Origin of the sequence: Aeromonas sp. Lyrl_2 (assembly GCF_051948815.1) — a bacterium.
Taxonomy (GTDB): Bacteria; Pseudomonadota; Gammaproteobacteria; order Enterobacterales; family Aeromonadaceae; genus Aeromonas; species Aeromonas veronii.
On record NZ_JAYJLJ010000002.1, the window covers coordinates 137,320 to 162,131 of the forward strand.

General features: G+C 60.4%; 25 protein-coding genes and 2 tRNA genes. 9 read left to right on the forward strand and 18 right to left on the reverse strand.

Annotated elements, in window-relative coordinates:
* Positions 1–23 precede the first annotated feature (23 nt).
* Positions 24–398 (forward strand): hypothetical protein, encoded by a 375-nt coding sequence (locus VF684_RS02350; RefSeq protein WP_368176620.1) that lies wholly within the window; start codon positions 24–26, stop codon positions 396–398.
* A 94-nt stretch (positions 399–492) separates the two neighbouring features.
* Here the strand turns inward: VF684_RS02350 and VF684_RS02355 are convergent, their stop codons facing one another.
* The 5 genes from VF684_RS02355 to VF684_RS02375 form a co-directional block, all read right to left on the reverse strand.
* On the reverse strand, positions 493–1,839 hold the full coding sequence (locus tag VF684_RS02355; protein WP_021230506.1) for an APC family permease: 1,347 nt from the start codon (positions 1,837–1,839) through the stop codon (positions 493–495).
* Positions 1,839–2,105: a hypothetical protein gene (locus tag VF684_RS02360; RefSeq protein WP_021230505.1), complete on the reverse strand. Its 267-nt coding sequence runs from the start codon at positions 2,103–2,105 to the stop codon at positions 1,839–1,841. Before VF684_RS02360 ends, VF684_RS02355 begins: the two co-directional genes overlap by 1 nt.
* A 538-nt stretch (positions 2,106–2,643) precedes the next feature.
* Positions 2,644–3,993, reverse strand: a complete 1,350-nt coding sequence (locus VF684_RS02365; protein ID WP_440173595.1) for an APC family permease — start codon at positions 3,991–3,993, stop codon at positions 2,644–2,646.
* Positions 3,994–4,359: 366 nt separating this feature from the next.
* The gene (gene gabT, locus VF684_RS02370; RefSeq protein WP_440173598.1) at positions 4,360–5,649 is read right to left on the reverse strand and encodes a 4-aminobutyrate--2-oxoglutarate transaminase; all 1,290 of its coding nucleotides are present in this window, start codon (positions 5,647–5,649) and stop codon (positions 4,360–4,362) included.
* A gap of 124 nt (positions 5,650–5,773) precedes the next feature.
* Complete coding sequence (locus VF684_RS02375) at positions 5,774–7,237, reverse strand: NAD-dependent succinate-semialdehyde dehydrogenase (RefSeq protein WP_440173600.1); 1,464 nt, start codon at positions 7,235–7,237, stop codon at positions 5,774–5,776.
* Positions 7,238–7,650: 413 nt separating this feature from the next.
* Between VF684_RS02375 and puuR the strand changes: the two genes are divergently transcribed.
* Positions 7,651–8,253, forward strand: a complete 603-nt coding sequence (gene puuR / locus VF684_RS02380) for an HTH-type transcriptional regulator PuuR (RefSeq protein WP_113738864.1) — start codon at positions 7,651–7,653, stop codon at positions 8,251–8,253.
* 45 nt (positions 8,254–8,298) lie between these two features.
* Entirely contained in the window at positions 8,299–9,576 is a 1,278-nt protein-coding gene (locus VF684_RS02385; RefSeq protein ID WP_440173603.1) for an NAD(P)/FAD-dependent oxidoreductase, read from the forward strand.
* A 128-nt stretch (positions 9,577–9,704) separates the two neighbouring features.
* Here VF684_RS02385 and VF684_RS02390 read toward each other — a convergent pair whose 3' ends face one another.
* From VF684_RS02390 to VF684_RS02410, 5 genes are all read right to left on the reverse strand, one after another.
* Positions 9,705–9,953 carry a DUF3297 family protein gene (locus tag VF684_RS02390; protein ID WP_005338226.1) on the reverse strand — a complete coding sequence of 83 codons (249 nt, stop codon included), beginning with the start codon at positions 9,951–9,953 and terminating at the stop codon, positions 9,705–9,707.
* 112 nt (positions 9,954–10,065) lie between these two features.
* Positions 10,066–10,494: an N-acetyltransferase gene (locus VF684_RS02395; protein WP_440173605.1), complete on the reverse strand. Its 429-nt coding sequence runs from the start codon at positions 10,492–10,494 to the stop codon at positions 10,066–10,068.
* Positions 10,495–10,579: 85 nt separating this feature from the next.
* Positions 10,580–11,059: a TIGR00645 family protein gene (locus VF684_RS02400; protein WP_227096060.1), complete on the reverse strand. Its 480-nt coding sequence runs from the start codon at positions 11,057–11,059 to the stop codon at positions 10,580–10,582.
* A gap of 192 nt (positions 11,060–11,251) precedes the next feature.
* Positions 11,252–12,637 carry an ATP-binding protein gene (locus VF684_RS02405; protein ID WP_005338217.1) on the reverse strand — a complete coding sequence of 462 codons (1,386 nt, stop codon included), beginning with the start codon at positions 12,635–12,637 and terminating at the stop codon, positions 11,252–11,254.
* Entirely contained in the window at positions 12,637–13,311 is a 675-nt protein-coding gene (locus VF684_RS02410) for a response regulator transcription factor (protein WP_040066247.1), read from the reverse strand. The genes VF684_RS02405 and VF684_RS02410 overlap by 1 nt, the downstream gene beginning before the upstream one ends.
* 199 nt (positions 13,312–13,510) lie before the next feature.
* On the opposite strand from VF684_RS02410, the gene VF684_RS02415 reads away from it, so the two are divergent.
* Positions 13,511–14,191 carry a bactofilin family protein gene (locus tag VF684_RS02415; protein ID WP_120415104.1) on the forward strand — a complete coding sequence of 227 codons (681 nt, stop codon included), beginning with the start codon at positions 13,511–13,513 and terminating at the stop codon, positions 14,189–14,191.
* A gap of 87 nt (positions 14,192–14,278) precedes the next feature.
* On the opposite strand, the gene VF684_RS02420 is transcribed toward VF684_RS02415, so the two are convergent.
* Together VF684_RS02420 and tsaA are read right to left on the reverse strand one after the other, a co-directional pair.
* On the reverse strand, positions 14,279–14,827 hold the full coding sequence (locus VF684_RS02420; RefSeq protein WP_005350133.1) for a cytochrome b: 549 nt from the start codon (positions 14,825–14,827) through the stop codon (positions 14,279–14,281).
* A gap of 288 nt (positions 14,828–15,115) precedes the next feature.
* The gene (tsaA, locus tag VF684_RS02425) at positions 15,116–15,820 is read right to left on the reverse strand and encodes a tRNA (N6-threonylcarbamoyladenosine(37)-N6)-methyltransferase TrmO (protein ID WP_440173610.1); all 705 of its coding nucleotides are present in this window, start codon (positions 15,818–15,820) and stop codon (positions 15,116–15,118) included.
* Between the two features lie 213 nt (positions 15,821–16,033).
* Here tsaA and VF684_RS02430 point away from each other — a divergent pair, with 213 nt between their 5' ends.
* Positions 16,034–17,032, forward strand: a complete 999-nt coding sequence (locus VF684_RS02430; protein WP_440173613.1) for an NAD-dependent epimerase/dehydratase family protein — start codon at positions 16,034–16,036, stop codon at positions 17,030–17,032.
* Between the two features lie 159 nt (positions 17,033–17,191).
* Here VF684_RS02430 and VF684_RS02435 read toward each other — a convergent pair whose 3' ends face one another.
* The 4 genes from VF684_RS02435 to cydD form a co-directional block, all read right to left on the reverse strand.
* Entirely contained in the window at positions 17,192–17,578 is a 387-nt protein-coding gene (locus tag VF684_RS02435) for a DUF488 domain-containing protein (RefSeq protein WP_005338205.1), read from the reverse strand.
* Between the two features lie 9 nt (positions 17,579–17,587).
* Positions 17,588–17,959 carry an Rcs stress response system protein RcsF gene (gene rcsF / locus VF684_RS02440; RefSeq protein WP_013723982.1) on the reverse strand — a complete coding sequence of 124 codons (372 nt, stop codon included), beginning with the start codon at positions 17,957–17,959 and terminating at the stop codon, positions 17,588–17,590.
* A gap of 163 nt (positions 17,960–18,122) precedes the next feature.
* The gene (cydC, locus tag VF684_RS02445; RefSeq protein WP_440173615.1) at positions 18,123–19,853 is read right to left on the reverse strand and encodes a heme ABC transporter ATP-binding protein/permease CydC; all 1,731 of its coding nucleotides are present in this window, start codon (positions 19,851–19,853) and stop codon (positions 18,123–18,125) included.
* Entirely contained in the window at positions 19,846–21,615 is a 1,770-nt protein-coding gene (gene cydD, locus VF684_RS02450; RefSeq protein ID WP_440173618.1) for a heme ABC transporter permease/ATP-binding protein CydD, read from the reverse strand. The genes cydC and cydD overlap by 8 nt, the downstream gene beginning before the upstream one ends.
* A gap of 201 nt (positions 21,616–21,816) precedes the next feature.
* On the opposite strand from cydD, the gene VF684_RS02455 reads away from it, so the two are divergent.
* Positions 21,817–21,890: transfer RNA gene (locus VF684_RS02455), tRNA-Gly, on the forward strand.
* 15 nt (positions 21,891–21,905) lie between these two features.
* A tRNA-Gly gene (locus VF684_RS02460) sits at positions 21,906–21,980 on the forward strand.
* Positions 21,981–22,142: 162 nt separating this feature from the next.
* Here the strand turns inward: VF684_RS02460 and arcA are convergent.
* Positions 22,143–22,862, reverse strand: a complete 720-nt coding sequence (gene arcA, locus VF684_RS02465; protein ID WP_005338193.1) for a two-component system response regulator ArcA — start codon at positions 22,860–22,862, stop codon at positions 22,143–22,145.
* A 396-nt stretch (positions 22,863–23,258) separates the two neighbouring features.
* Between arcA and VF684_RS02470 the strand changes: the two genes are divergently transcribed.
* Entirely contained in the window at positions 23,259–23,666 is a 408-nt protein-coding gene (locus VF684_RS02470; RefSeq protein ID WP_267511398.1) for a DUF3293 domain-containing protein, read from the forward strand.
* Between the two features lie 42 nt (positions 23,667–23,708).
* The gene (locus VF684_RS02475) at positions 23,709–24,188 is read left to right on the forward strand and encodes a putative 4-hydroxy-4-methyl-2-oxoglutarate aldolase (RefSeq protein ID WP_042054958.1); all 480 of its coding nucleotides are present in this window, start codon (positions 23,709–23,711) and stop codon (positions 24,186–24,188) included.
* 3 nt (positions 24,189–24,191) lie between these two features.
* Here VF684_RS02475 and VF684_RS02480 read toward each other — a convergent pair whose 3' ends face one another.
* Complete coding sequence (locus tag VF684_RS02480) at positions 24,192–24,671, reverse strand: hypothetical protein (protein ID WP_064338427.1); 480 nt, start codon at positions 24,669–24,671, stop codon at positions 24,192–24,194.
* Between the last annotated feature and the right edge of the window lie 141 nt (positions 24,672–24,812).

Below are 24,812 nucleotides of genomic sequence, written 5' to 3' on the forward strand. Positions count from 1 at the left end.
ATTGGCAAGCAGGAGTAAACAAGATGATGCGTGCATGGATCCTCTCTCTGTCGCTGGGGCTGCTCTCGGCAGGGGCACAGGCCAGCCTGTTTAAAACCGACTGCAACCTCGACAAGGCCCTAAAAAACGAAGCGGTGAATGCCACTCTGGGGGTCAAGGGCAACTGTGATACCAGCAAGCTGGTGAAGCAGGAGAAAGAGAAGGTGAAAGCTGAGGTGCAAAAAGGCCGCACCGACCTGCTGGGCGAGAAGCGTGCCGACCTCAAGGAGAGCGGCAACGGTATGCAGCAGAAGATGGACAAGGCAAACCAGCAGCTGCACAAGGCGGAGCAGGATGCCAAGACCATCGCTCGCGATCCGCTCAAGGCTGCGGCGACCGCCGTACTGGATAAGCAGTAAGCAGACCGGGCCCAAGCCCGTGTGACCGGCAAGAGACCGGCAGCAAAAAGGGGAGCCATGGTTCCCCTTCTGTCTATCCGTTATCCGCAAAGGATCAGGCGTCAGCCGCCTCTTCGTACTGACGGAACGGGATGCGGAACACCGCCAGACGCAGGAACAGATAGGTTGCGCCGAGGCCCGCCCAGATCAGGCCCAGCTCCAGCGAGCTCTGCTCCAGGTTGATCCACAGAGCACCGATGGTGGCGGCGCCGAGCAGCGGCATCAACAGGTAGATGACGTGATCCTTGAGGGTCTTGTTGCGCTTCTCGCGCACCCAGAACTGACCGATCACCGACAGGTTGACGAAGCTGAACGCCACCAGTGCGCCGAAGTTGACCAGCGCCAGTGCTGTATCCAGATCAAACGACACGGCGGAGAGGGCCAGACCACCCACCATCAGCACGTTGATGGCCGGGGTGCGGTATTTCGGGTGGATGTAGCCAAACACTCGCTCCGGGATCATGCGATCACGCCCCATCACGTAGAGGATGCGCGACACACCGGCGTGAGCCGCCATGCCGGAGGCCAGTACCGCGACCGTGGTGCAGACCAGCACCACGGACTGGAAGAAGGTGCCGCCAACGTAGAGGGCGATCTCCGGCAGTACCGCATCCGGATGCTGGAAGCGGGCGAGGCTCGGGAAGTAGAGCTGCAGGCAGTAGGAGACCACCACGAAGATGATGCCGCCGATAAGGGCAGTCAGCACGATCGCCTTGGGGATCACCTTGCCAGCGTTCGGAGTCTCTTCGGAGAGGGAACTCAGACCGTCAAAGCCCAGGAACGAGAAGCAGAGGATGGTGGCACCGGTAAAGAGCGGTACCAGCTGTGCTGACTCGAAGTGGAACGGACGGCTGCTCATCAGGGTGCCAGCCCCTTCGCCGTGGTAGATGCCCCACGCCATCAGGCCGATAAAGAGGGTGATGATGGCCAGCTGGATCACCACGATCAGACCGTTGAAGTTGGCCACCAGATTGATGCCACGCAGGTTCAGGAAGGTCATCACGGTCACCAGACCGAAGATGAACACCCAGGGCTCGACGCCCGGGAACATGGCGGTCAGGTAGATCTTGGCCAGCAGGATGTTGATCATCGGCATGAACATGTAATCGAGCAGGGATGACCAGCCGACCATGAAACCGACGTAGGGGTTGAACACCTTCTGGGCATAGGTATAGGCAGAGCCCGCAGAGGGGAACTTGCGTACCAGATGTCCGTAGCTGAAAGCGGTGAGCAGGATGCCACCCAGAGCCAGCAGATAGGCGGTGGCGACCCGGCCATCGGTGATGTCACCGACGATGGCGAAGGTGTCGAAGACAGCCATGGGGGTCAGATAGGCCAGACCCATCACAATCACTTGTGTCAGGGTAAGGGTCTTGAGCAGCTTGGCGTTTTGCGATGCCATTACGCTTTCTCCTCAATCAGTGCCGCAGCACGTGCTTGCAACGAGCGCAGGGATACGATGGATTCGCAAGCCTGTACATCAAGGGCGCCGGGGAGGCGCATACCGGGCTGTACCGGCAGGAAAGCATTAAAACGCCCCATTGTTATCCTCTCAACGTCGGGAGATTGTTTGGCAATCTCGAATATCACTTCCGGAAACGTTCCGGCCTCTTGTGGTGGGTTTGTACTGCACTTCAAAAATACAAAAACCGATGTCGCAGTGAACATCGGTCCTTTATTGGCGGCGTATTGTGCATTCGGTCAGCCCCCTTGACAAGCAAAAAAGGGCGGATTAACGCATTTTTTTGCATACACACGGGGCAGGTAAGTGGTCACTCTCCCCCTGCAGCCGTCCCCGAGCCGCTCCCCCTTTTTCGGGGGGGAAGAGAACCCTGTCATGGCGTATGAAAAATCGGCAAATCGGGGCTGCAGGGTGCATAGCGCCTCAACATTGATCCTGATCATATTTGGCGGTGTTCCCCCGGGCTCGAGTCCTGCGAGCTTATCGGCTGGCGGGGGATGGGAGGGGGTGAAGTGGAAAAAGAGTGGTTGCATATCCATTCATATTAATGACTGAGGATAAGAGGCGACGCGGCTCGGGCCATGGCCCGGCGAGCAGTCCGGCTGGGTAGTTATTTGAAATCAGTCACACTTCCTGCTGAAACCGCGTTTCTGGCAACCCGTGCAGCTGGCCACCAGCGCGCCGCAAAAACAACAAGGAGCCCGCAGGCTCCTTGTTCTCTATCGGGGGGAGGGGCGCCAGTAGTTACTGGGCGATCTCCACCTTGTCGGCGGTATGCAGCGGGATGCGGAACACGGTGAGGCGCAGGAACAGGTAGATGGCCCCCAGCGCCGCCCAGATCAGCCCCAGCTCGAAGGAAGAGGGCTCGAGGTTGAGCCACAGCACCCCGATGCAGGCGGCGCCACAGAGTGGCAACAGCAGGTACATCAGGTGATCCTTGAGACACTTGTTGCGGCCCAGCTTCACATAGAAGTGGGCAATCACCGCCAGGTTGACGAAGGTGAAGGCCACCAGGGCGCCGAAGTTGATCAGCGCCAGCGCCATCTCCAGATCCAGCGACACCGCAGAGAGGGCCAGCAGGCCGACCAGCAGCACGTTGAACGCCGGGGTCTGCCACTTCGGATGGATGTAGCCGAAGAAGCGGGCGGGCAGGGCGCGATCACGACCCATCACGTAGAGCAGGCGCGATACACCGGCGTGGGAGGCGAGCCCCGAGGCCAGCACCGCTACTGTGGTGCAGACCAGCACCACCGCCTGGAACAGCTTGCCGCCGACATAGAGGGCGATCTCCGGCAATACCGCATCCGGATGCTGGAAGCGGGAGATGTCCGGGAAGTAGAGTTGCAGGAAGTAGGAGGTGGTGACAAACAGCACGCCGCCAATCAGCGCCGTCAGCACGATGGCGAGGGGGATCACCCGATCCGCGTCCGGGGTCTCTTCCGACAGGGTACTGATGGCGTCAAAGCCGAGGAACGACAGACAGAGGATGGAGGCCCCCATCAGCAGCGGCGACACCTGGATCTGCTCCGAGAAGAAGGGACGGCTGCTCGCCACGGTGCCCAGCCCTTCACCGTTGTGCACGCCCCAGGCGATCAGGCCGATGAAGATGGCGATGATGCTGAACTGCATCACCACGATCAGGCTGTTGAAGTTGGCTACCAGCTTGATGCCGCGCAGGTTGAGGGCGGTCATCACCGCCGCCAGACCGAAGATATAGGTCCAGGGCTCTACGTTCGGGAAGAGGGCTTCCAGATAGATCTTGGCCAGCAGCATGTTGATCATCGGCATAAACATGTAGTCGAGCAGGGAGGTCCAGCCCACCATAAAGCCGACATAGGGGTGAAACACCTTCTGGGCATAGGTATAGGCGGAGCCGGCTGACGGGAACTTGCGCACCAGATGGCCGTAGCTCAGGGCAGTGAACAGCATGCCGATGAGGGCAAACAGGTAGGCGGTCGGCACATGACCTTCGGTGATCTCGGTAACGATGCCGAAGGTGTCGAACACCGCCATGGGGGTGAGGTACGCCAGTCCCATAACCACGACCTGCCACAGTTTGAGGGTCTTTTTCAGACCAACCTGCTGGGCCGCCATTATGCATGTTCCTCATGCAGTGCCAGAGTGGCACGGTCCATCAACGAAACCGGGAGAGAGGCCCGGGAATCAAGGGCGCCAGGGCGGCGCACACCGGCCGTGGCCGGTTGGAAAGCATTGAGATGCCCCATGTTGTTCCTCACTAGACTTGGTGTCGGGAGACTGCTGCCAATCTCGCTATCTTTTCCGGGGGTGATCCGGCCTCGTTTATGGGTTTGTTCACTGTCTAAAAAAGAACCGATGCCATTGTTTTACATCGGTTCTTTCAGTGGCGGCGCATTGTGCATTTGCAGGGCCCCCTTGACAAGAAAAAAAGGGGGCAAAATTGCATTTATTTGCACAGGTAAGTGGTCACTTTCCTGCTGGTCAGGCCAGCACGGCCTCCAGTGATTTTTCAAGGAGTTGCAGCCCCTCGTCAATCACTGCCGCAGGGGCTGTCAGGGGGGCGAGAAAACGGATGACATTTGCGCGCACCCCGCATGAGAGCAGGACCAGACCGCGTTTTCCCGCCTCGGCCACCAGTCGTTTGGTGAGGTCGGGATCGGGCTGGCTGGCATCACGGCGTTTCACCAGCTCCATGGCCACCATGGCACCGGGGCCGCGAATTTGACCTATGCAGTCAAAACGCTCGGCTATGCGTTCCAGCCCCGCCTTGATCTGCTCCCCCTGATCCAGCGCTTTCTGGTTGAGTTTCTCCTCGTCGATCACCTGCAAGACCGCCAGCGCGGCGGCGCAGGCGATGGGGGAACCGGCATAGGTGCCACCCAGGCCCCCCGGCTTGGCCGCGTTCATGATCTCCGCCTTGCCCACCACCGCCGAGAGAGGGAAGCCCCCCGCCAGACTCTTGGCCAGGGTCATGATGTCCGGCTCGATGCCTGCATATTCGGTGGCGAAGGTTTTGCCGGTGCGGCAAAAACCGCTCTGGATCTCGTCGCAGATGAGCAAAATACCGTGCTGGTCGCAGACGCTGCGCAGCTTCTGCATAAAGCTCGGGGAGGCGGGATAGAAGCCCCCTTCGCCCTGCACCGGCTCGATGATGATGGCTGCCACCCGGCTCGGCTCGATATCGGCGCTGAAGCAGAGCTCGAGGGCGTGCAGGGCATCCTCTTCACTCACCCCCAGATAATCGGCGGGGAAGGGGATGTGGTAGACCTCGCCCGGGAAGGGGCCAAAGCCGGTCTTGTAGGGCACCACCTTGCCGGTGAGCGCCATCCCCATCATGGTGCGGCCATGAAAGCCCCCCTTGAAGGCGATGGTGCCGCTGCGGCCGGTGTGGGCACGGGCAATCTTGATGGCGTTCTCGACCGCTTCGGCGCCGGTGGAGAGAAACAGGGTGCGTTTCGGGGTCGGGCCGGGCACCAGGGCGTTGAGCTTCTCGGCAAGCTCGATATAGCCCGGGTAAGGGGTGACCTGGAAGCAGGTGTGGCTGAACTTTTCCAGTTGATCGCGCACCGCTGCCACCACTTTCGGGTGGTTGTGGCCGGTATTGAGCACGGCGATGCCGGAGGCAAAGTCGATGTAGCGGTTGCCCTCCACATCCCACAGCTCGGCATTTTGCGCACGGTCGATAAAGACCGGCAGCAGGGTGCCAACGCCGTTGACCACTGATGCTTCGCGGCGCGCTTGCCACGCCTTGTTTGATTCTGACTGACTCATCTTTCCTCCCTGAGGGGCCGTAGCCCCCGATATTCCCTGAAAATGTGGCAGGCGTTTTGACGCCCATCACCGCCGATCAGCCCATCGGGCCAGATCGGCGGCGCCTTGTCTCTCTGTTGCTGCCCTAGCGAATGGCGCCAAAGCAGAGGTATTTGGTTTCCAGATACTCCTCCAGCCCCTCGGCCGCCCCCTCCCGACCCAACCCCGACTCCTTGATGCCGCCGAAGGGGGCCAGCTCGGTGGAGATGATCCCCTCGTTGATGCCGACCATGCCGTATTCAAGCTGCTCGGCCACCCGCCAGACCCGGGCGATGTCGCGGCCATAGAAGTAGGCGGCGAGCCCGTAGGGGGTGTCGTTGGCAATGGCGATGGCCTCGGCTTCGCTCTCGAAGCGCACCAGCGGTGCCACCGGGCCGAAGATCTCCTCCTGCAGGATGGGGTTGGTTTTATCCACCTTGCCCAGAATGGTGGGTTGGTAGAAGAGGGGGCCAGCGGGGTGAGCTTCGCCCCCCAGCAGCACTTCGGCACCGGCGGCGACCGATTGTTGTACCAGCTCGGCCACCTTGCTGGCGGCGGCGGGGTTGATGAGCGGGCCGATCTGGGTGCCTTCCGCCATGCCATCCCCCACCTTGAAGGCGGCAACGGCGACAGTCAGCTTCTCGGCGAAGGCGTCATAGACGCTGGCCTGCACCAGAATCCGGTTGGCGCAGACGCAGGTCTGCCCGGCGTTGCGGTATTTGGAGGCGAGCGCCCCGGCCACCGCGGCATCGAGGTCGGCGTCGTCAAAGACGATAAAGGGGGCGTTGCCACCCAGCTCCAGCGACAGCTTTTTCATGGTGTCGGCGCACTGGCGCATCAGCAGCTTGCCGATGCGGGTGGAGCCGGTGAAGGAGAGCTTGCGCACCACCGGATTGCTGCACAGCTCGTTGCCCACCGCGCTCGCCTGATGGCTGGTGACGATATTGATGACACCGGCGGGGATGCCTGCCTGCTCGGCAAGCAGCGCCAGCGCCAGCGCGCAGAGCGGGGTCTCGGCGGCAGGTTTGATGACGATAGTGCAACCGGCGGCCAGCGCCGGGCCCGCCTTGCGGGTGATCATGGCAATGGGGAAGTTCCACGGGGTGATGGCGGCGACGACCCCGACCGGCTGCTTGATGGTGGCCAATCGGCGATCGCCGCTAAAGCCCGGGATGGTGCGGCCATAAGCGCGCTTGCCCTCCTCGGCGAACCACTGGATAAAGCTGGCGCCATAGGTCACCTCGCCCTTTGCTTCCGCCAGCGGCTTGCCCTGCTCGCAGGTCATGATACGTGCCAGCTCATCGCTGTGGGCTGTGATGGCGGCAAACCAGGCGTAGAGCTTGTTGCTGCGCTCCTTGGCGGTCAGCGCTGCCCAGGCGGGTTGCGCCGCGTGGGCGGCCGCGATGGCGCGGCGGGTATCCTCGGCATCCATGTCGGGCACCTGGGTAATGACGGCACCGCTGGCGGGGTTGGTGACCTCGAAGGTGCGGCCGCTGGCGGCCTCGCACCACTGTCCATCTATATAGGCGCGGGATGTGATCAAGCTGGAGTGGGATGTTGTTCCTGACATGAGAAGCCTCGAGTGTGGGTCAGAGCAGCTGGTTGCCGGAGTGAGCCGACCCTTCCTGCGCCGCTGCCGTATAAAATAATAAGCACAGGAAGACCATAATTTGAGCTGAAATGTTTTTCAAGTGTTAAATATATTTGAATTGCTGGGGGGCGCCATGCTAGAAAATGGGCTGTGTAGCGCGCTTTCTCCGGTTCGCTTGCAGGCTGCAAGTGGGCAGACGACCGGGAGATGGTAAATCAGGTGTGCAAAATAATGAACGGCTGTGCTGTGTAACATAGTGAACGGCAAGGGAAAGCTGGTTGGCTATTTTAACCAGCAGGGTAAACAGGCAGCGCCTGATCCGATGCGATCACGCGCAAGCAGGAGAGGCTGATGATGCAAGGATGCAGACATGGCGCAGCAGGGGGCTTGTCATGAGCGGGCCACAGAGCCGGGAAGGCGTGGCTCGACCGTTGAGTGGGGCTGACACCGGGGCGCGCACCATGGGGGAACGGCTGGCGGCGGTGCGCCATCAGCTGGGGCTCTCCCAGCGGCGAGCGGCCGAGCTGAGCGGCCTGACTCATGGCGCCATCTGCATGATCGAGCAGGACAAGGTGAGCCCCTCGGTCGCCTCCCTGCAAAAGCTGCTCACCATCTATGGCCTGCCGCTGTCGCGCTTTTTCGCCGAGGAGGAGAGCCGCACTCCGGAAGTGGTGATCAAGGCTGATCAGCTTATCGAGCTGGGCAGTCAGGGGGTCTCCCTCAAGCTGGTGCACAACGGCAACAACCGCCGCCAGCTCGGCTTTATGCTGGAGACCTATCCCCCCGGCACCGATACCGGAGGTCAGGTGACCCATCAGGGGGAGGAGGTCGGCACCGTGCTGGAGGGGTCGGTGATCCTGACGGTGGCGGGCCAGAGTTATCCGCTGGAGGCGGGCGACAGCTATGTGATCGACACCGGCGAGCCCCACAGCTTTAGCAATCCGTCGGGGGAGACCTGTCGCATCGTCAGCGCCCACACCCCGGCGAGCTTTTAATCCTGACAGTAGTTTGGCAACCGAACCGGTAAGGAAACAGGGATCATGACCGAACATGTAAACAGTTACTATGCAGCCAGCGCTAATAAACACGCGCCCTACCCGACACTGACCGAGCAGCTGGAGTGCGATGTCTGCGTCATCGGGGCGGGCTATACCGGCCTCTCCAGCGCGCTGCATCTGGTAGAAAAGGGCTACAGGGTGGTGGTGCTGGAGGCCGCCCGGGTCGGCTTTGGCGCCAGCGGCCGCAACGGTGGCCAGATCGTCAACTCCTACAGCCGCGACATCGACACCATAGAAGCGAACTGCCCGCCGGATCAGGCCAGGCTGCTCGGTTCCATGCTGTTTGAGGGGGGACAGATCATCCGCGAGCGGATCAAGCGCTACAACATCCAGTGCGATCTGCAGGAGGGGGGCGTCTTTGCCGCCGAGACCGAGAAGCAGCTGCACGAGCTCAAATCCCAATACGCCCGTTGGCAGAAGTGGGGCAACGACCAGCTGGAGCTGCTCGATGCCAAGGGGGTGCGCGAGGTGGTCGCGAGCGATCGCTACGTCGGCGCCTTGCTCGACAAGAGCGGCGGCCATATCCACCCCCTCAATCTGGCGTTGGGGGAGGCGGAAGCGATCCGCATCCAGGGTGGGCAGATCTTCGAACAATCCGCCGTCACCAGTATCACCCCGGGTCAACCAGCACTGGTCAAGACCGCCAAGGGGGCGGTGAAGGCGCGCTTTGTGGTAGTGGCTGGCAACGCTTACCTCGGCAATCTGGTGCCGGAACTGGCCAGCAAGAGCATGCCCTGTGGCACCCAGGTGATCGCCACCGAAGTGCTGGGAGAGGAGCGGGCCCGTTCACTCTTGCCGCAAAACTACTGTCTGGAGGATTGCAACTATCTGCTCGACTACTACCGTACCTCCGGCGATCACCGGCTGCTCTATGGCGGTGGCGTGGTCTATGGGGCGCGAGATCCGGCGGATATCGAGCGGCTGATCATCCCCAAGATGCTCAAGACTTTCCCGCAGCTGGCTGACGTCAAGGTGGAGTACACCTGGACCGGCAATTTCCTGCTCACCCTGTCGCGGCTGCCGCAGTTTGGTCGCATCGGCCCCAACATCTACTACATGCAGGGCTACAGCGGCCACGGTGTCACCTGTACCCATCTGGCGGGCAAGCTGCTCTCCGAGGTGCTGAGCGGTCAGGCGGAGCGCTTCGATGCCTTTGCCAAACTGCCGCACTACCCCTTCCCGGGTGGCCGTCTGTTCCGTATCCCCTTTACCGCCGCGGGCGCCGCCTGGTACACCCTGCGCGATCGGCTGGGGCTATAAAGGGCTGCCCAGAGAGAAATGTGGGCTGGTGGTTGCCGCTTAGATAACGCTGACGCCAGCACCAATACCGGAAACAACAAGGCCACCGCGAGGGTGGCCTTGTTGTTTATCATGCAGTAGCGCGCTGATTAGCTGTAGAAGGCTTCAACGGTGCCCTTGAGCTTGATCAGGATGGGCTGACCACGGCGATCCAGCGCCTTGGGGGAGGGGATCTTCACCCAACCTTCGCTGATGCAGTACTCCTCGACATCGGTGCGCTCTTTGCCGTTCAGGCGAATACCGATCGGGTGCTCGAAGCAGGCGGCCACATAGTGAGGGCTGCGGGGATTGCAGGAGAGGTGATCCGGCAGAGCCGGTTTGGTGCTGGTATCGCTCATCGATATAACCCGAAATGAATAAAAAGTGGGTCATTGTAGAGAATGCCGCCATGGCATTCAAGGCGGCCACAAAACAGGCAAAGCGTGCTCTCCATCGCTATGGGCGACCCGCTTATCCTCGTTGCCAATGCATCACCAACTCGGGGTGTCCGCTATGCTCGCACAACAGCTGCTTACCCTCTTTGAAACCGTTGCGGGAATAGAAGCGCCGCGCCTGCTCATTTTCGGCGTAGACCGTCAACTCGAGCCGGTCATATTGGGCTTTGAGGTATTCGAGCAGTTGGCGACCCAGCCCGTGTGATTGGTGATCTGGGGAGATAAACAGTGCGGCGACAGACCCCTGATACCAGGAGATAAAGCCCAGTAACTGTCCATCCTCCTCATAACCCCAGCTCTTGCTGGCGGGCAGATAGATGTCCCGCATCGCTGCCCGTTGCTCATGCCAAAAGGCGGCGGAAATAAAGTCGTGGGCTTGCACCGATGCCTGATACCAGAGCTCGACGGCGGCATCCAGATCGGTGGCAGATAATGGGCGGATCATATTGGCCTCGACTGTGAAGAGTGGTCGCACGATATGCCCGATCCATGTCGTGTTATCGGGCATATCGTCTATCGCAGGCTGGCTACTATTTGCGGGTCAGCTTGTCGAGGTAGCCCATGGCGAAGGCCGAGAGGACAAAGGTGATGTGGATCAGCAGGTACCACTTGATCTTGTCGTTGGGGAGATTTTCGGCATTCATAAACACCTTGAGCAGGTGAATAGATGAGATGGCGACAATAGAGGCGGCGACCTTGTTTTTCAGGGAGCCGGCATCGAGCTTGCCGAGCCACACCAGTTTGTCGCTCTCATCCCCGACATCGAGGCGCGAGACGAAGTTCTCATAGCCGGAAAACATCACCATCACGATAAGTCCCCCCACCAGGGTGATATCGATCAGCGACAGTGTGACCAGCACCAGATCCACCTCTTTCATCTCCAGTATGTTGGGCAGGATATGGAGGATCTCCTGAAAGAATTTCACTCCCAGTGCCAGCAGTATGAGGCTGAGCCCAAGATAAATGGGGGCCATGATCCAGCGGGATGCGTACATCAATCTTTCAAACATGTTTTCCATAGTGCGATTACAGGTCCATCAAATGGTTAACAAACGAGTCGGCCATAGCTTAACCGAGATGCCTCACATCTCAAGCATCTCGATAGCATATTGCTGAATTGGGTGGTGTCAGGCAGGAGTTGTTAACCCTGGGTAGGGCAGTGCAGCGGGTGGCAGAGGGCCCGTGGTCGGGCCTATCCGGTGTCAGGGAAGATCCAGGGTAAAGCGGGCGCCGCCGAGGGGGGATTCATCGACCCGGATCTGGCCGCCGTAGCTGTGGACGATTTCGGTCACCACCGCCAGACCTATGCCCTGACCGGGTGAACTGTCTGCCCGCACGCCGCGCTGGAAGATCTGCTCCGATTTGGCCGGGTCGATACCCGGACCATCATCTTCCACTTCGATGCGCAGCCGCTCGAGATGGCGGCGCACCGTCACCTTCACTTCGCTGATGGCAAACTTGCAGGCGTTGTCGAGCAGGTTGCCCATCAGCTCCATCAGGTCGCCCTGTTCGCCGTGAAAGAGGGCGTCATCATCGAACTTGAAGTGGGTTTGCAGCTTCTTGTGGCGATAGACCTTGGTCAGGCTGGCCAGCAGTTTTTCAATCAGCGGCACCGGCTCGGTGCCCTTGCTGGCAAGGCGCTGGCGGCCGGTCACGGCCCGTCTGAGCTGATACTGGATCATCTGATCCATGGTGAGGATCTGCTCGTTGATGTTGTCGTGGATCTCCCGCCCCAGCTTCACTTCGCGGGTGGTGATCTGGATCAGCGCCAGCCGGGTTTTAAGGCTGTGGGCGAGATCGTTGAGGGCGTGCTGGTAGCGCTGGGTCTGCTGGCGTTCGTTCTCCAGCAACTGGTTGATGGAGTCGGTCAGCGGGGCCAGCTCCCGCTCAAAATCGCTCGAGAGGTCATCGCGCTTGCCGGCCCGGATATCGTCGATCTGACGGGCGATGGTGCGCAGTGAGCTGAGGCTCCAGAAGGTGGTGAGCAGCAGCAGCCCGGCCAGCAGCATATAGGCGAGCAGCGCCTGTTTGGCTGTCTGGTAGAGGTAGGTGCGGGACTCTTCGTGATAGCGTTTGGCCGAGTCGATCATCACCACGTAGTAGGCGGTGGTGCCGCTGCCGGGATTGCGGATAAACCGCAGGCTGTAGACGAAGTAGCTCTCGCCGTTCTTGATGGTGTGCTTCTTGAAGAAGTAGTCGAGATCCATCCCCCCCAGATACTTCATCAGATCGCCGCAGATGGTCTGTTTGGCCTTGATCACCTCCGGCATATGGAGGCTCGACCAGACCAGATCGCCATCGGCGCGGCAGATCAGGGTATCGAGGTTGCGATCCCCCGCCCCACGGGATATCCGCCCCAGCTCGACGTTCGACCCCTTGTCATCCGGCTCGGTGGAGGAAAACAGCTTGGCCAGGTTCTCCTGCATCCGGGCGCTGGCCTTCTGGGTCTGCTCCTCGACGTGGCCAAGATAGAGGGCGTAGACGGCAAACCCCATGATAAGCGCGATGACCAGCAGCGAGCTGAGCAGCAGTTTGATGTGCAGTGAGCTGCGGATCATCTTGATGGGGCGCGGCAGATGAAACTGCATCAGTTACAGGAGAGGTTGAAGATGTAACCCTGACGCCGGATGGTGGAGATGGGTTGAATCGTCCCTTCCGGATCCAGCTTCTTGCGCAGGCGGCTCACCATCACCTCGATGGTGTTGGGATCCCCTTCGCCGTCGCCGTAGAGCTGGTCGAGCAGTTGCTGCTTGGAGACCACCTGACGGGCGTTGCGCATCAGGTACTCCAGAATGAGGTATTCAAAGCTGGTGAGCACCGCTACTTCACCGGCGATAGTCAGCTCCTTGCGGGAGAGATCCAGCTCGTAATCACCGGCCTTCACCTTGGGCGAGATAAAACCGGCGCTGCGGCGCACCAGCGCATTGAGTCGGGCCAGCAGCTCATCTTTCTGGAACGGTTTGACCAGATAGTCATCAGCACCCGCTTCCAGTCCTTCGACCTTGTCCTGCCAGTTGCCACGGGCGGTCAGCACAATGATGGGGAAGGGGATCTGCCGTTCGCGCAGTTGCCGGATCAGTTGCAGGCCGTCCATATCGGGCAGACCGAGGTCGATGATGGCCACATCAATGGGATAGTCGGCGGCGTAGTGCAGTGCAATCCCGGCCTGGTCGGTGCTGTAGACCTGATTGTCGGCTTCGGTCAGCAGAGAGGAGAGGTGGTGATTGAGCAGCTTGTCGTCTTCGACCAACAGAATTTTCATGATGTGAGCGGTCATAGGGATCCAGGCTGTCAATTAGAAAGTGTATGTCGCTTCGAGTCAATTCGAATCCTAATGCATCCCGGCTGTATCGGGACTGAATCAGCGTGACTTCAGAGTTCGCGCCAACTGGTCGTTTAACCATGGTCCGGGTTGTCGATGGCCTGCTGGTCGGCAGCCATGCTGCGAAAGGTTTGGTGTGATGAGAGAGATGGCCGGGAGGCTGCTGGCGCGACTGCAACAGCGTGAGCGCAGCGACCTCCTCTATATTGTCTGGCTCTGCTGGGGGGCAGCCTTGCTGCTCTACGTGCTGGGGTCGCCCTGTTTTCTGTGGCCAGTGGCGCCGATGCCGCTGGTTCTGCTTGTGTGGTTGGTGGAGAGAGTACGGATGTTTGGAAGAAACAAAGGTGGTGCGGCTACTGGGTCGGCCGGGGCCACTGTGATTGCAGCCGGTGCCCGCTTCAAGGGCGAGTTGCAGGTGGAGGGGGATCTGGAGGTGCGCGGTCAGGTCAATGGCACCATCCAGCTCAGCGGTGGTGTGCTGCGCATCATGCAGGGCGGCAGTGTTGAGGGGGAGGTGAGTGCGCCCCACGTGATCATCAATGGCCTGCTGGAAGGCACCTGTACCTCCGCCGAGGTGGAGATCCTGGAGAGCGGCAAGATGCAGGGGATCTTCAAGGGGGGCAGTCTCTCCATCTGCAAGGGCGGCAACTTTGTTGGCCAGTCCCAGCCCACCGTGGCCGGCAAGGCCGATCCCGTGTTGCAAGCCTTGTCTGAAAACAGTTCGTCCGGGAGCAAGCAGCCGGAGAACAAGAGCAATGTGAAAAAGCTGCCGCACGAGCCGAAAGGCAAGCCGACCGAGGAGCTGGCCAAGCAGGCGTGATGCCGTTTGCCAGCGGTGCAGATGACGATGGTTCAGGAAAACAGAGAGGGGGCCACAATGGCCCCCTCTGCGTTTCCACGTTCCCCGTTAGCTGCGGCGCGGTGGCAGCATATTGGTGAGGGTGTTGTCTTTGAGAATATGGTGGTGATAGAGGGCCGCCACCGTGTGCAGGCCGATCAGGGCGTAACCGATATTGCCCAAGGTCTCGTGTACCTCCTTGATCAGCCCCTTGAGGTCCGGACTGGGGGAGAGCAGGGCAGGCAGCTCAAGCCCGAAGAAGGGGATGGGCTTGCCCGCGGCGCTTAGCAGCAGCCAGCCAAACAGCGGGGTCAGAATAAGAAAACCGTAGAGGGCGAGATGGGCCAGTTTTGCCAGCTTGTGCATGATCGGGGAGAGCTCGGGCACGATACGCGGCGTCGGGCTCATCCAGCGCAGGGCCAGTCTGACAAACACCAGGGCGAAGATAAGCAGCCCCAGCATAAAGTGCCACTCCTTCATCAGATCCCGACCCGGGTCGCCCTTGGGGAAGATATCGCGAAATTCGATCAGGGCGTAGACGGCGATCATGGCCCACAGGGTCAGCCAGTGCAGCCCGATATTCAGGGTGCCATAACGTTGTTCACTGTTCATCAGCATAGGTTTGTTCCTTCGAAGTGCTGTCACATCCGTGTGGCATCCCCGCACTCAAACGTGTCGGGGCGAGGCCAGATCCTTTGGCGGCAATAGCAGAGCTACCATGCTTGCCATACATCGATAGCCTGCTGCTGGCCTCAGTCAGAGAGGAGATGCCCTCTGCTGTCTGCATGGTATCACTGGCAACCGGGTGGATAGTCTGATCAATGCCACACAATTTACAGGCTCATTAAGCCCCTTGTGACGTGAAGAAGGCGTGAAATAGCATCAGTGATGTCGGCCCGCCCAGGTTCAGGCGGGCTCGATGGCCAGCACCACGCAATCCGGCTCGCTGATGCGAAAACGGACGTTGCAGTCAAACAGTCGCACCCCGTACTCCTTCTCATCGGGCTTGCCCTTCTTGTAGGCGGGGCGCGGATCTTGTGCCAGCACTTCGCTCACCAGCTGGCGCAGCTCGGGATGGGCCTTGAGCCAGGGTTGCAACTGCTGCTCGGCCTCGGCACTGAAGCTCACCGCCAGCGGCGGGGTGGGGGCGTCGGGGGCAAAACCACCACAGGCATCCGGCAGGCTGTCGGCATAGGGAATGTAGGGTTTGATATCGACGATGGGGGTGCCATCGAGCAGATCCACCGCTCCCAGCTCCAGCCACAGCTTGCCCCGCTCGCGACCGACCCCGTGCAGTTCGGCCACAGAGAGGCCAAGCGGATTGGGGCGGAAGGTGGAGCGAGTTGCAAAGACGCCGACCCGTTCGTTGCCGCCAAGGCGCGGCGGGCGCACCGTCGGGTGCCAGCCCTGCGCCATGGTCTGGTGAAACACGAAGCTGAGCCACAGATGGGAGAACTGCTCGATGCCGCGCAGCACATCCGGCTGATCGTAAGGGGGGAGCAGCTCGAGGCGGGCGCGGGCTGATTTGACCAGACCGGGCTGGCGGGGGATGGCGAACTTCTCCTTGTAGGGAGAGCGGATGATCCCGAGGGTGTCGATTTCGAACTTCATGGCGGATCCTGACTGAAAACCCCGGCAATTTAGCACAGGTGGCCCCAAAACGCAGGCTTGGCCTCGTTACGCCAATTTCTACGGCGCTGCCGTGATCCCTGTCCCATCCCGGCCAGTCGGGGGCTGTGCCCGCGCGCCAAGTTGCGTAGGGTGGAGGCAACTGGCGTGTCAGGATGAAATGTGCGCACTCGCGCCGAAGGGGGAGGGAGAGGGATGAAACTGCTGATTATCGGTGGCACCGGCTTTTTGGGGCGCCACCTCACCGCGCTGGCGCTGGATTGGGGCCATGAAGTGACTCTGTTCAACCGTGGCCTGCACCAGCATCCGGACTGGCGCGATCTGGTGCAGCTCATCGGCGACAGGGACAAGAGCCTGAGCGCCCTGCAAGGGGCCGGGTTGCAGTGGGATCTCGTCATCGACACCTGCTGCTATCGCCCCGAGCAGGCGGCGAGCCTCTCGGCGGCCTTGCTAGGGTGCTGCGCACGGCTCATCTTTATCTCCACCATCAGCGTCTATCGCGATTTCTCAATGCCCGGGATGGATGAGTCTGCGCCGTTGCACCCTATCCCCGAAGGGGAAATGCCCACTGACTATGGCCCCCTCAAGGTGTTGTGCGAGCAGGAGTATCGCGCCCGCTGGGGCGAGCGGCTTTGCATCCTGCGCCCGGGCGTGCTGTGCGGCCCCCATGATCCCACCGGTCGCATGGCCTGGTGGATTAAGCGGGTGCAGCAGGGCGGGCCCTGGTTGCTGCCGGGCAGTGGCGAGGATCGCTTGCAGTATCTCGATGTGCGCGACTGTGCCGAGTTTGTGCTGCGTGCGGCCGAGCAGCAGTTGGGGGGCATATTCAACCTGCTCAAACCCGGTATTACCCTGAGTGACTGGCTGGAGCGGCTGAGCGCTAGGTTGCAGCCCGCTCGTCCCATCCAGCCCGAGTGGCTGCCCTGGTCGGCCCTGATGGCAGCCGGAATCGAGCCCTGGCAGAGCTATCCCACCCTGCTGCCCTGCGCGCAGGCGGAGTTTGCCGGTTACGGCTCTATAAGCGCCGAGGCGGCCATCGTTAAGGGGTTGAATTTCCGGCCGCTGGAGGAGACCGTCGCCGATCTTGCCCACTGGCTGGCCATCGAGCCTGCCGCCGGGGTGGCGGAACATGCCATGACTCAGGCCGAGGAGACTTCGCTGCGGCAGCAGTTGCTGGAGCCCAGTCTGCAATGAGAGAGGGGGCATCGAGCCGCTGCTGCCGAACGTGGCGCGGCAGGTGTGAATACAACGAGAGAGGGCATCCCGCGGGATGCCCTCTCTGTCTATTCGTACCTGATGGCTACCGAAGATCGGCTGACTCCATTTCCTATCGTATCGCTGTTGCTCGCCGAGTTAGCGGATGGCGGCCCCCGCGGCTACCAGCAGCTCTTTCAAAATGGTGCGATGGCAGCGGGACTCCTGCTCGCAGTAGCAACCGACCGAGAGGTTGGTGGTGTGGGAGAGGGCGGCCAGTAGCGCCAGATCATGCCTGGCGGCAGGTTGCGCCATCTCGGCCTTGTACTGTTTGCCAAACGCCGCCCACTGGGCGGGTGTCTCGGCTGCCTGCCCCAGCTTCATGGTTTCGCTGCTGGGAGCAAGGTTGGGAAACCAGACATCGTACCAATGCTGGCTGGCAAATTCGCTCTTGGGTACGCCGCGGGGCGGGCGGCGCACCGTGCCGATCCGCAGCCCCTCATCGGGCAGGCGCGGGCTGCCAAGGCGAACGATAGCGAGGGCCATGACAGCGGGTTACTTCTCTTCGGCCACTTTCAGCGCCTGCCCGTAGCAGATCACCTGTTTCAGGCAGCCCGGGGTGTCGCTGAACTCGGCGCACTTGTCGATGGTGACGCCGTTGCCACCCATGTCGGCCGCGCGGCGGCGAGCCAGGGTGCGCGCTTCACCGGCGTTGGGCACCGGCTGGTTGGCATCGGCCTGGCAGGATTCACCCTCGATGGTGCCGAGGTAGAGGTAGTTGAGGTCAGCCAGCTCATCCTGTTCATAGATGCGCACGCTACCGGGTTTGAAGTATTCGTCGAAGTTCTCTTTATCCAGATTGCTGTTGAAGGCGTAGTTGGCACAGCCGGAGGCAATCAGGGGCATCATCAGGATCAGGCGTTTCATCGTCTCGTATCTTGTGTCGGTGATGAGGACAGTAGAAATGCGCAGGCGCTCCATGTCGGCATCTTGTTGAATAATGAGGGGGACATTATAGGGGCCAGCCGCCTGCGGCGACCAGCCCCGTTTTGCGCCCGGTTGTCAGGGTGTGACCCCCATCAGGCTGATATCAAACCGGAGCCAGTCGCTGATAGAGGCTGCGGTAGTAATCATCCGCCAGCAGCTCGTTGTGAGGGGCGCAGAGGCGGATCTGTCCTTCTTCCATCAGGGCAATCCGGTCCATCTGCTCCATCCCCAGCAGGCGGTGGGAGATGAGCAGCAAGGTGCGATCTGCCCCGAGCTTGAACAGCAGATCCATGATCTCCCGTTCGGTCTGACTGTCGAGCCCTTCGGTCGGTTCGTCCAGCAGCCAGAGCGGCGCATCGTGCAGCAGGGCGCGGGCGATACCGATACGGCGACGCTCGCCACCGGAGAGGGGGCGGCCACCGTCACCGAGCCAGGCGTCGAGGCCCGCCTCATCTTCCAGCAGATTGGCCAGTCCGACCTGGGTCAGTACCGCAATCAGCTGCTCGTCAGTGGCGGTCGGGGCGGCCAGTTTTAGGTTGCCCCTCAGGGTATCGGCAAACAGGTGCACCCGCTGGCTCACCACCGAGATGGAGGCGCGCAGCGCCCCTTCGCTGTAGTCGGTGAGCGGCTTGCCACCCAGCAGGATCTTGCCAGCCTGCGGGCTCCATTCCCGGGTCAGCAGCCCCATCAGGGTCGATTTGCCGCAGCCGGTCTGGCCCAGCAGCGCCAGCTTCTCACCGGCGTGCAGTTGCAGGGTGCAGCCACGCAGCACCGGCTGGGGGTTGCCGGGGTAGCCAAAATAGAGGTCATTGATCTGCAGGGCGCCAGCGGTGACGTGGGTCTGTTCGTCGCCCCACACGGGGGCTTTTGCTTCTTGCAGGATCTCGTTCAAACGACGTGCCGAGGTGAGGCTGGTGGAGAGGTGCTGGAAAGCACCCGCCAGCGGCATCAGTGCCTCGAAGCTCGCCAGGGTGGCAAAGACCATCAATGCGGTGATGGGGTCGGGCGCCGCACCCGCCACCCCATGACCGGCCAGCCAGAGCATCAGAGTCAGGGTCCAGCCGCTCAGCAGTTGCACCGAGAAGTTGGCCAGCCCGCTCACCTTGGCCATCCGGGCCTGCGCGGCAAGCAGAGCCTGTTCGGCTTGTTGCAGCTCAACCAGCGCCTTGGGGGCGGCGGCAAACATCTGCAGCTCGGCCTGACCATCCAGATAGTCCACCATCCGGGTACGCAAGGTTGATTTTTCCGCAATCAGCGCCTGACCGGGGCGACGGCCGAGGAAGTAGAACACCAGCGGCAGTGCAATCATGCCAAACAGCAGAATGGCACCCAGGGTGAGGGCGAGGCGGCTGTCGAAAAACGACAGGAAGAAGACCAGTCCGGCTGTGCTGAGCAGGGCCGCGCCTATGGGGGTGATCAGCCGCAGATAGACGTGGTCCATCGCATCGATGTCTGCCACCAGTCGGTTGAGCAGATCCGCCTGACGGAAACCGGCCAGGGTACCGGTGGAGAGCGGCGAGAGTTTCTGCCAGAACCAGACCCGCAACCGGGTCAGCACCCGGAAGGTGGCATCGTGGCTCACCACCCGCTCACCCCAGCGACCGGCGGTACGGACGATGGAGAAGAAGCGCACCCCGCCTGCAGGGGTCATGTAGTTAAAGGCATGGGTCGTCGCAACTGTCATCCCCGCCACGGCGGCGGCGGAGAGGAACCAGCCGGAGAGGGAGAGCAGCCCCATGCCAGCGGCCAGGGTCACCAGCGCCAGCAGCAAACCAATGGTGAGGCTGAGCCAGTGTTGGCGATAGAGGCGCAGAAACGGCAACAGATCACTCATCGAGAGAACCTCCGGAACGTTGGGAGAGCAGGCGGGCAAAAGGCCCCTGCCCAGAACTAAGTTGCTGGAAGCTGCCTTGCTCCACCAGCTGGCCGCGGGCCAGCACCATTATCTTGTCCATCTTGGTAAGCTGGTCGAGGCGGTGGGTGATCATCAGCAGGGTCTGGCCAGCCATCGCCTGCTCGAGGGTGGTCATGATGGCGCGTTCGGAGTGGCGATCCAGACTGGCGGTCGGTTCATCGAGCACCATCAGCTGGGTTGATTTGAGCAGAGTTCGCGCCAGGGCGAGGCGTTGGGCCTGACCGACCGAGAGGCCGCCTGCCTGATCGCCGACCGGATAGTCGAGCCCCTTCTCCATCGCAAATTCCCACGCCTGCGCCCGTTTCAGGGCATCTTCCAGCTCGGCATCGCTGGCCGTTGGTTTGGCCAGCAGCAGGTTGTCACGCAAGGAAGTGTGGAACAGCTGCGGGTTTTGCGAGAGCCAGCCCAGTTGCAGGCGCCACTGGCTCATGTCGAGGGTGGCAAGCTCCTGCCCGTTGACCTTGAGCTCACCGCGATAGGGGGCAAAGCCGAGCAGGGCGTTGACCAGCGAGCTCTTGCCTGCGCCGCTGACGCCGATGAGGGCGGTGCGCGAACCGGCCTCCAGAGTGAAGTCGATGGGGCCGACCAGCACCTTGCCTTCGGCGCTGAGCACTTCAAGCCTTTTGGCTTCTACCTTGACCGGGCTGTCGGCATGGAACGGCGCTGTGCCTGCGGCCGGTTCGCTCACCTCGGCTTCGAGGAATTCCAGCAGCTGTTCGGCGGCGCCAATGGCCTGCGCCTTGGCGTGGTAGTGGGCACCCAGTTCCCGTAGAGGGGCATAGAACTCGGGGGCGAGAAACAGCACGAACAGGCCGGTAAAGAGGGTGACCTTTACCCCATAGCTACCAAAGTTCAGATGGTCGATATAAGAGAAGCCGAAGTAGACGGCGACCAGCGCCACTGAAATGGCGGCGAAGAACTCCAGCACGGCGGTGCTCAAAAATGCCAGGCGCAGCACCTCCATGGTGCGCTCGCGAAAGTCTTCCGAGGCGTCGCGAATGGCGTCACCTTCCGCTTGGGTCCGCATAAAGAGTTGCAGGGTACGCAGCCCCTTCAGGCGATCGAGGAAGTGGCCGGAGAGACGGGCCAGCGCCTGAAAGTTGCGGCGGTTGGCATCGGCGGCGCCCACACCCACCAGGATCATAAAGATGGGGATGAGGGGCGCAGTGCCCAGCAGGATCAGACCCGCCGCCCAGTTGACCGGGAACACGGCCACCAGAATGACCACCGGAATAAAGACGGCGATGGCCATCTGCGGCAGATAGCGGGAGAAGAAATCCTGCATGTTTTCAATCTGTTCCAGCAACAGGCTGGCCCAGCTACCGGCCGGGCGGCGCTGGATATAGGCAGGGCCGAGACGACTCAAGCGTGTGAGCACCAGTTGGCGGATGGTCTGGCGCACCGCGCTGCCCGCCTTGAAACTGGCCACTTCGCGGCCATAGGCCAGCGCCGCTTTGCCAAGCGTCACCAGCAGCAGGGTAATAAAGAGCGTGATGGATTGCTCAGGCGCGGAGCCTTCGATGATAAAGCCGTGCAACAGGGTCGCCAGCAGCCAGGCTTGCGCCACCATCAGAATGCCTTGGCCAAGGCCAAAAGCGATGGATATCGTGATCCAGCGGCGACCGTGACTCGATTGCTTGCGCAACCAGCCATAGAGACGTTTTTGCGTTTTTTTATCCATTACCACCATCCTCGCGTCGAGTGGCGCAAGACTATCCTTGCCGTTTGGCCTTGGCAACCTTGTAAATTATCTGTGTTGAAAATGTTTGATTGAAAAAGCAACCGTCTGTTCAATCCTTGTCCGAACAGATTGATTTATTGAAAAAAGTGGCAAAGGCGCCATTGCGCTCGGCGGCAAAATGCATATAGTAGGAGCCCTGACGCGGGTGTAGTTCAATGGTAGAACGGTAGCTTCCCAAGCTGCATACGTGGGTTCGATTCCCATCACCCGCTCCAAATTTCAGATGCCAGGCGGGCATCGTATAATGGCTATTACCTCAGCCTTCCAAGCTGATGATGCGGGTTCGATTCCCGCTGCCCGCTCCAGCTTCAAAACAAAAAGCCCACTCCTGCGAGTGGGCTTTTTGTTTTTCATCTGCCTTGTGCGGCGTTCAACGTCACGCTCACCATTTCTCAGCTTTTAAGGCAAGCCGCAGAGACAGAAAAGGCGCCCAAGGCGCCTTTTCAGATCAACAGCGTCGCGGGAGCTTATTCCTGCTCCAGCTCACCACAGAAACGGTAGCCTTCGCCGTGGATGGTGGCGATGATCTCCGGAGTATCGTTAACGCTTTCGAAGTGCTTGCGAATGCGACGGATGGTCACGTCAACGGTACGGTCGTGTGGCTTGAGCTCACGGCCGGTCATCTTCTTCAGCAGCTCGGCACGGGTCTGGATCTGGCCCGGGTTTTCGCAGAAGTGCAGCATGGCGCGGAACTCGGAGCGCGGCAGCTTGAACATGTCGCCAGTCGGGCTGACCAGTGCGCGGCTGTTGATATCCAGCGCCCAGCCGTTGAACAGATAACGTTCAACCAGCTTTTTCTCTTCGCCACCGGCAGCCACGTTCATGGTGCGGCTCAGCAGGTTGCGGGCACGGATGGTCAGCTCGCGCGGGTTGAACGGCTTGGTGATGTAATCATCGGCGCCGATCTCCAGACCCAGGATCTTGTCCACTTCGTTGTCACGACCGGTCAGGAACATCAGGGCGATGTTGTCGTTCTCACGCAGCTCACGGGCCAGCAGCAGGCCGTTCTTGCCCGGCAGGTTGATGTCCATGATCACCAGATTGATGGTGTGGGAAGTGAGGGCTTGATGCATTTCGTCGCCGTTGTTGGCTTCGAGCACGATGTAGCCTTCGGCTTCAAAAATGCTTTTCAGGGTATTGCGTGTGACCAGCTCGTCTTCGACGATCAGAATGTGTGGTGTTTGCATGAGTATTCCCAGATTCTTATCAGTTAATTATCTTAAATTTAACACTCTTTGGCGTTTCAAACCGATTTCCTGACTGATCCTGAAAATTTATTACGTCATCCTGGGTATGAGAGTCAGGTCGGAATATCGCGAATTAGGCATCAGTACCGGCAAGTATCCCTGTGCCACTTATAGGTTCCCGACAAGTCTGGTCGAGCAGAGCCTGGAAAGGTCGTCCATTACGAAAGTGGCCGCATTTTATCAGTTAACAGGAGCATAACAACACTCTTTGCCGTCAGATAGCAACTTTTTAACTCTGATTTGATATAGGTCAAACCCTGGTACAGCAGCATCATACTTGGCCTGAACCGGGTTTTCGCCCCTACAAAATGTAATGGAATGTAACATGTGATTGACATGAATTTGTGGGAAAACTACAAGAAAATCTGCTTTATCGCGCCATTTGAACCACCAGAGTGGTCTGCTTTTGCCATCATCACAGCCTGGAATCCGGCCAGCCAGTGGGCCACACAACGACGCAATATGCGGCGGGAACGGGCGCTGTGGTGCCATCTGACCGTGGATTTGCAGGTGCCCGTGGTGGGGCCGTTTTGGGGATCTGACCCGGACGAACGCTGGCAGGAGTCATCGCTGGCGGTGGCGCTATCCCTGCCACAAGCCCGTCAGCTGGCTGCCCGTTTTGGCCAGAACGCCATCTACTGGGTGGAGGATGGCCAGCTCTGGCTGACACCTGTATTGACGGATAAATCAGCAGTTTGTCTGGGCAATATTGAATCCTTCTGGATTGCCAGAAACCTTGCCTGATGAAAGAATGAACACCTTCATGCATCTGAAAGGAATCAAATCATGCTGGATCTCCTGCCCGACCTCTGCGATCAACACGGCGACTTGCTGCAAGTGGCCGACCCGGTGTTTCAGGATTTTGGCGGCAAGGCCATCTTCTATGGTCGCGCCGTAACGCTCTCCTGTTATGAAGACAACAGTCTGGTGCGGGATCTGGTGACCCGCCCCGGTCACGGCAAGGTGATGGTGATCGACGGCGGCGGCTCGCTGCGCCGTGCGCTGCTTGGCGATCAACTGGCGGTCAAGGCGGTGGAGCAGGGGTGGGAGGGGATCCTGATCCACGGTGCGGCCCGGGATGTGGGCACCCTGGCGACATTGGCACTCGGGGTCAAGGCGCTGGCGGCCTGTCCGGTCAAGACCGAGAAGCGAGGATTGGGAGAGCTGGGGGCTGTGGTCAGCTTTGCCGGTGTGACCATCCACGAAGGGGATTATGTCTATGCGGATCGCAACGGCGTGGTGGTGAGCGCCACTCCGCTGTTGTGATCATCAGAAATTGAAGCCGACCCCCAGACTCAGTGCCTGATCGGCAGTGATGGCGCTGACCCCGTAGTTGGCGGTGAGGGAGAGTCTGGGGGTCAGCAGCAGGCTGGAGTTGAGCTCCAGCAGGGTGCTGGCCTTGTTGAGATCGAGATGTTTGATCTGGCTGCCGATATTGAATGCCGGAGAGAGCTGGTAGCGTACCCCCGAACTCATATTGAAACCTGATGTGCGATTCTGATCCGCCACCGCCGGGCCCGCTTCCATAAAGAGGGTCACATCATCCACCACCGGATATTGATAGCCGCTATTGACCAGCCAGAGATCAAAACTGTCGCTGTGATGGCTATGGCCATTGAGCAGCACACCCGAGTAACTTTTGACATAGAGAGACGGATTGGATTGCGGCTGAACCACTGCCCAGTCGGCGGCCTGTGCGGCCATGCTGGCGCAGGTTGCAAGCAGTGTGATGATGAGCGATTTGACCATTCGTTTCCCCTCCCTGGGTCCGGAACTGAGCCTAAGCATGGCACATGCCAGCTGGTAGTAAAGTGAAGGGAGATCACAATAAAATCCTTTGGCATGGGCGCCAGCCATGTTAAACAGGCTGCCGTATTGATGGCTCTAATC

Excerpts from the sequence above, each read along its gene's own strand:
- VF684_RS02350 (WP_368176620.1), top strand. The coding sequence starts at position 24 with ATGATGCGTGCATGGATCCTCTCTCTGTCGCTGGGGCTGCTCTCGGCA.
- VF684_RS02355 (WP_021230506.1), bottom strand. The coding sequence starts at position 1,839 with ATGGCATCGCAAAACGCCAAGCTGCTCAAGACCCTTACCCTGACACAA.
- VF684_RS02360 (WP_021230505.1), bottom strand. The coding sequence starts at position 2,105 with ATGTTCACTGCGACATCGGTTTTTGTATTTTTGAAGTGCAGTACAAAC.
- VF684_RS02365 (WP_440173595.1), bottom strand. The coding sequence starts at position 3,993 with ATGGCGGCCCAGCAGGTTGGTCTGAAAAAGACCCTCAAACTGTGGCAG.
- gabT (WP_440173598.1), bottom strand. The coding sequence starts at position 5,649 with ATGAGTCAGTCAGAATCAAACAAGGCGTGGCAAGCGCGCCGCGAAGCA.
- VF684_RS02375 (WP_440173600.1), bottom strand. The coding sequence starts at position 7,237 with ATGTCAGGAACAACATCCCACTCCAGCTTGATCACATCCCGCGCCTAT.
- puuR (WP_113738864.1), top strand. The coding sequence starts at position 7,651 with ATGAGCGGGCCACAGAGCCGGGAAGGCGTGGCTCGACCGTTGAGTGGG.
- VF684_RS02385 (WP_440173603.1), top strand. The coding sequence starts at position 8,299 with ATGACCGAACATGTAAACAGTTACTATGCAGCCAGCGCTAATAAACAC.
- VF684_RS02390 (WP_005338226.1), bottom strand. The coding sequence starts at position 9,953 with ATGAGCGATACCAGCACCAAACCGGCTCTGCCGGATCACCTCTCCTGC.
- VF684_RS02395 (WP_440173605.1), bottom strand. The coding sequence starts at position 10,494 with ATGATCCGCCCATTATCTGCCACCGATCTGGATGCCGCCGTCGAGCTC.
- VF684_RS02400 (WP_227096060.1), bottom strand. The coding sequence starts at position 11,059 with ATGTTTGAAAGATTGATGTACGCATCCCGCTGGATCATGGCCCCCATT.
- VF684_RS02405 (WP_005338217.1), bottom strand. The coding sequence starts at position 12,637 with ATGCAGTTTCATCTGCCGCGCCCCATCAAGATGATCCGCAGCTCACTG.
- VF684_RS02410 (WP_040066247.1), bottom strand. The coding sequence starts at position 13,311 with ATGAAAATTCTGTTGGTCGAAGACGACAAGCTGCTCAATCACCACCTC.
- VF684_RS02415 (WP_120415104.1), top strand. The coding sequence starts at position 13,511 with ATGAGAGAGATGGCCGGGAGGCTGCTGGCGCGACTGCAACAGCGTGAG.
- VF684_RS02420 (WP_005350133.1), bottom strand. The coding sequence starts at position 14,827 with ATGCTGATGAACAGTGAACAACGTTATGGCACCCTGAATATCGGGCTG.
- tsaA (WP_440173610.1), bottom strand. The coding sequence starts at position 15,820 with ATGAAGTTCGAAATCGACACCCTCGGGATCATCCGCTCTCCCTACAAG.
- VF684_RS02430 (WP_440173613.1), top strand. The coding sequence starts at position 16,034 with ATGAAACTGCTGATTATCGGTGGCACCGGCTTTTTGGGGCGCCACCTC.
- VF684_RS02435 (WP_005338205.1), bottom strand. The coding sequence starts at position 17,578 with ATGGCCCTCGCTATCGTTCGCCTTGGCAGCCCGCGCCTGCCCGATGAG.
- rcsF (WP_013723982.1), bottom strand. The coding sequence starts at position 17,959 with ATGAAACGCCTGATCCTGATGATGCCCCTGATTGCCTCCGGCTGTGCC.
- cydC (WP_440173615.1), bottom strand. The coding sequence starts at position 19,853 with ATGAGTGATCTGTTGCCGTTTCTGCGCCTCTATCGCCAACACTGGCTC.
- cydD (WP_440173618.1), bottom strand. The coding sequence starts at position 21,615 with ATGGATAAAAAAACGCAAAAACGTCTCTATGGCTGGTTGCGCAAGCAA.
- arcA (WP_005338193.1), bottom strand. The coding sequence starts at position 22,862 with ATGCAAACACCACACATTCTGATCGTCGAAGACGAGCTGGTCACACGC.
- VF684_RS02470 (WP_267511398.1), top strand. The coding sequence starts at position 23,259 with ATGAATTTGTGGGAAAACTACAAGAAAATCTGCTTTATCGCGCCATTT.
- VF684_RS02475 (WP_042054958.1), top strand. The coding sequence starts at position 23,709 with ATGCTGGATCTCCTGCCCGACCTCTGCGATCAACACGGCGACTTGCTG.
- VF684_RS02480 (WP_064338427.1), bottom strand. The coding sequence starts at position 24,671 with ATGGTCAAATCGCTCATCATCACACTGCTTGCAACCTGCGCCAGCATG.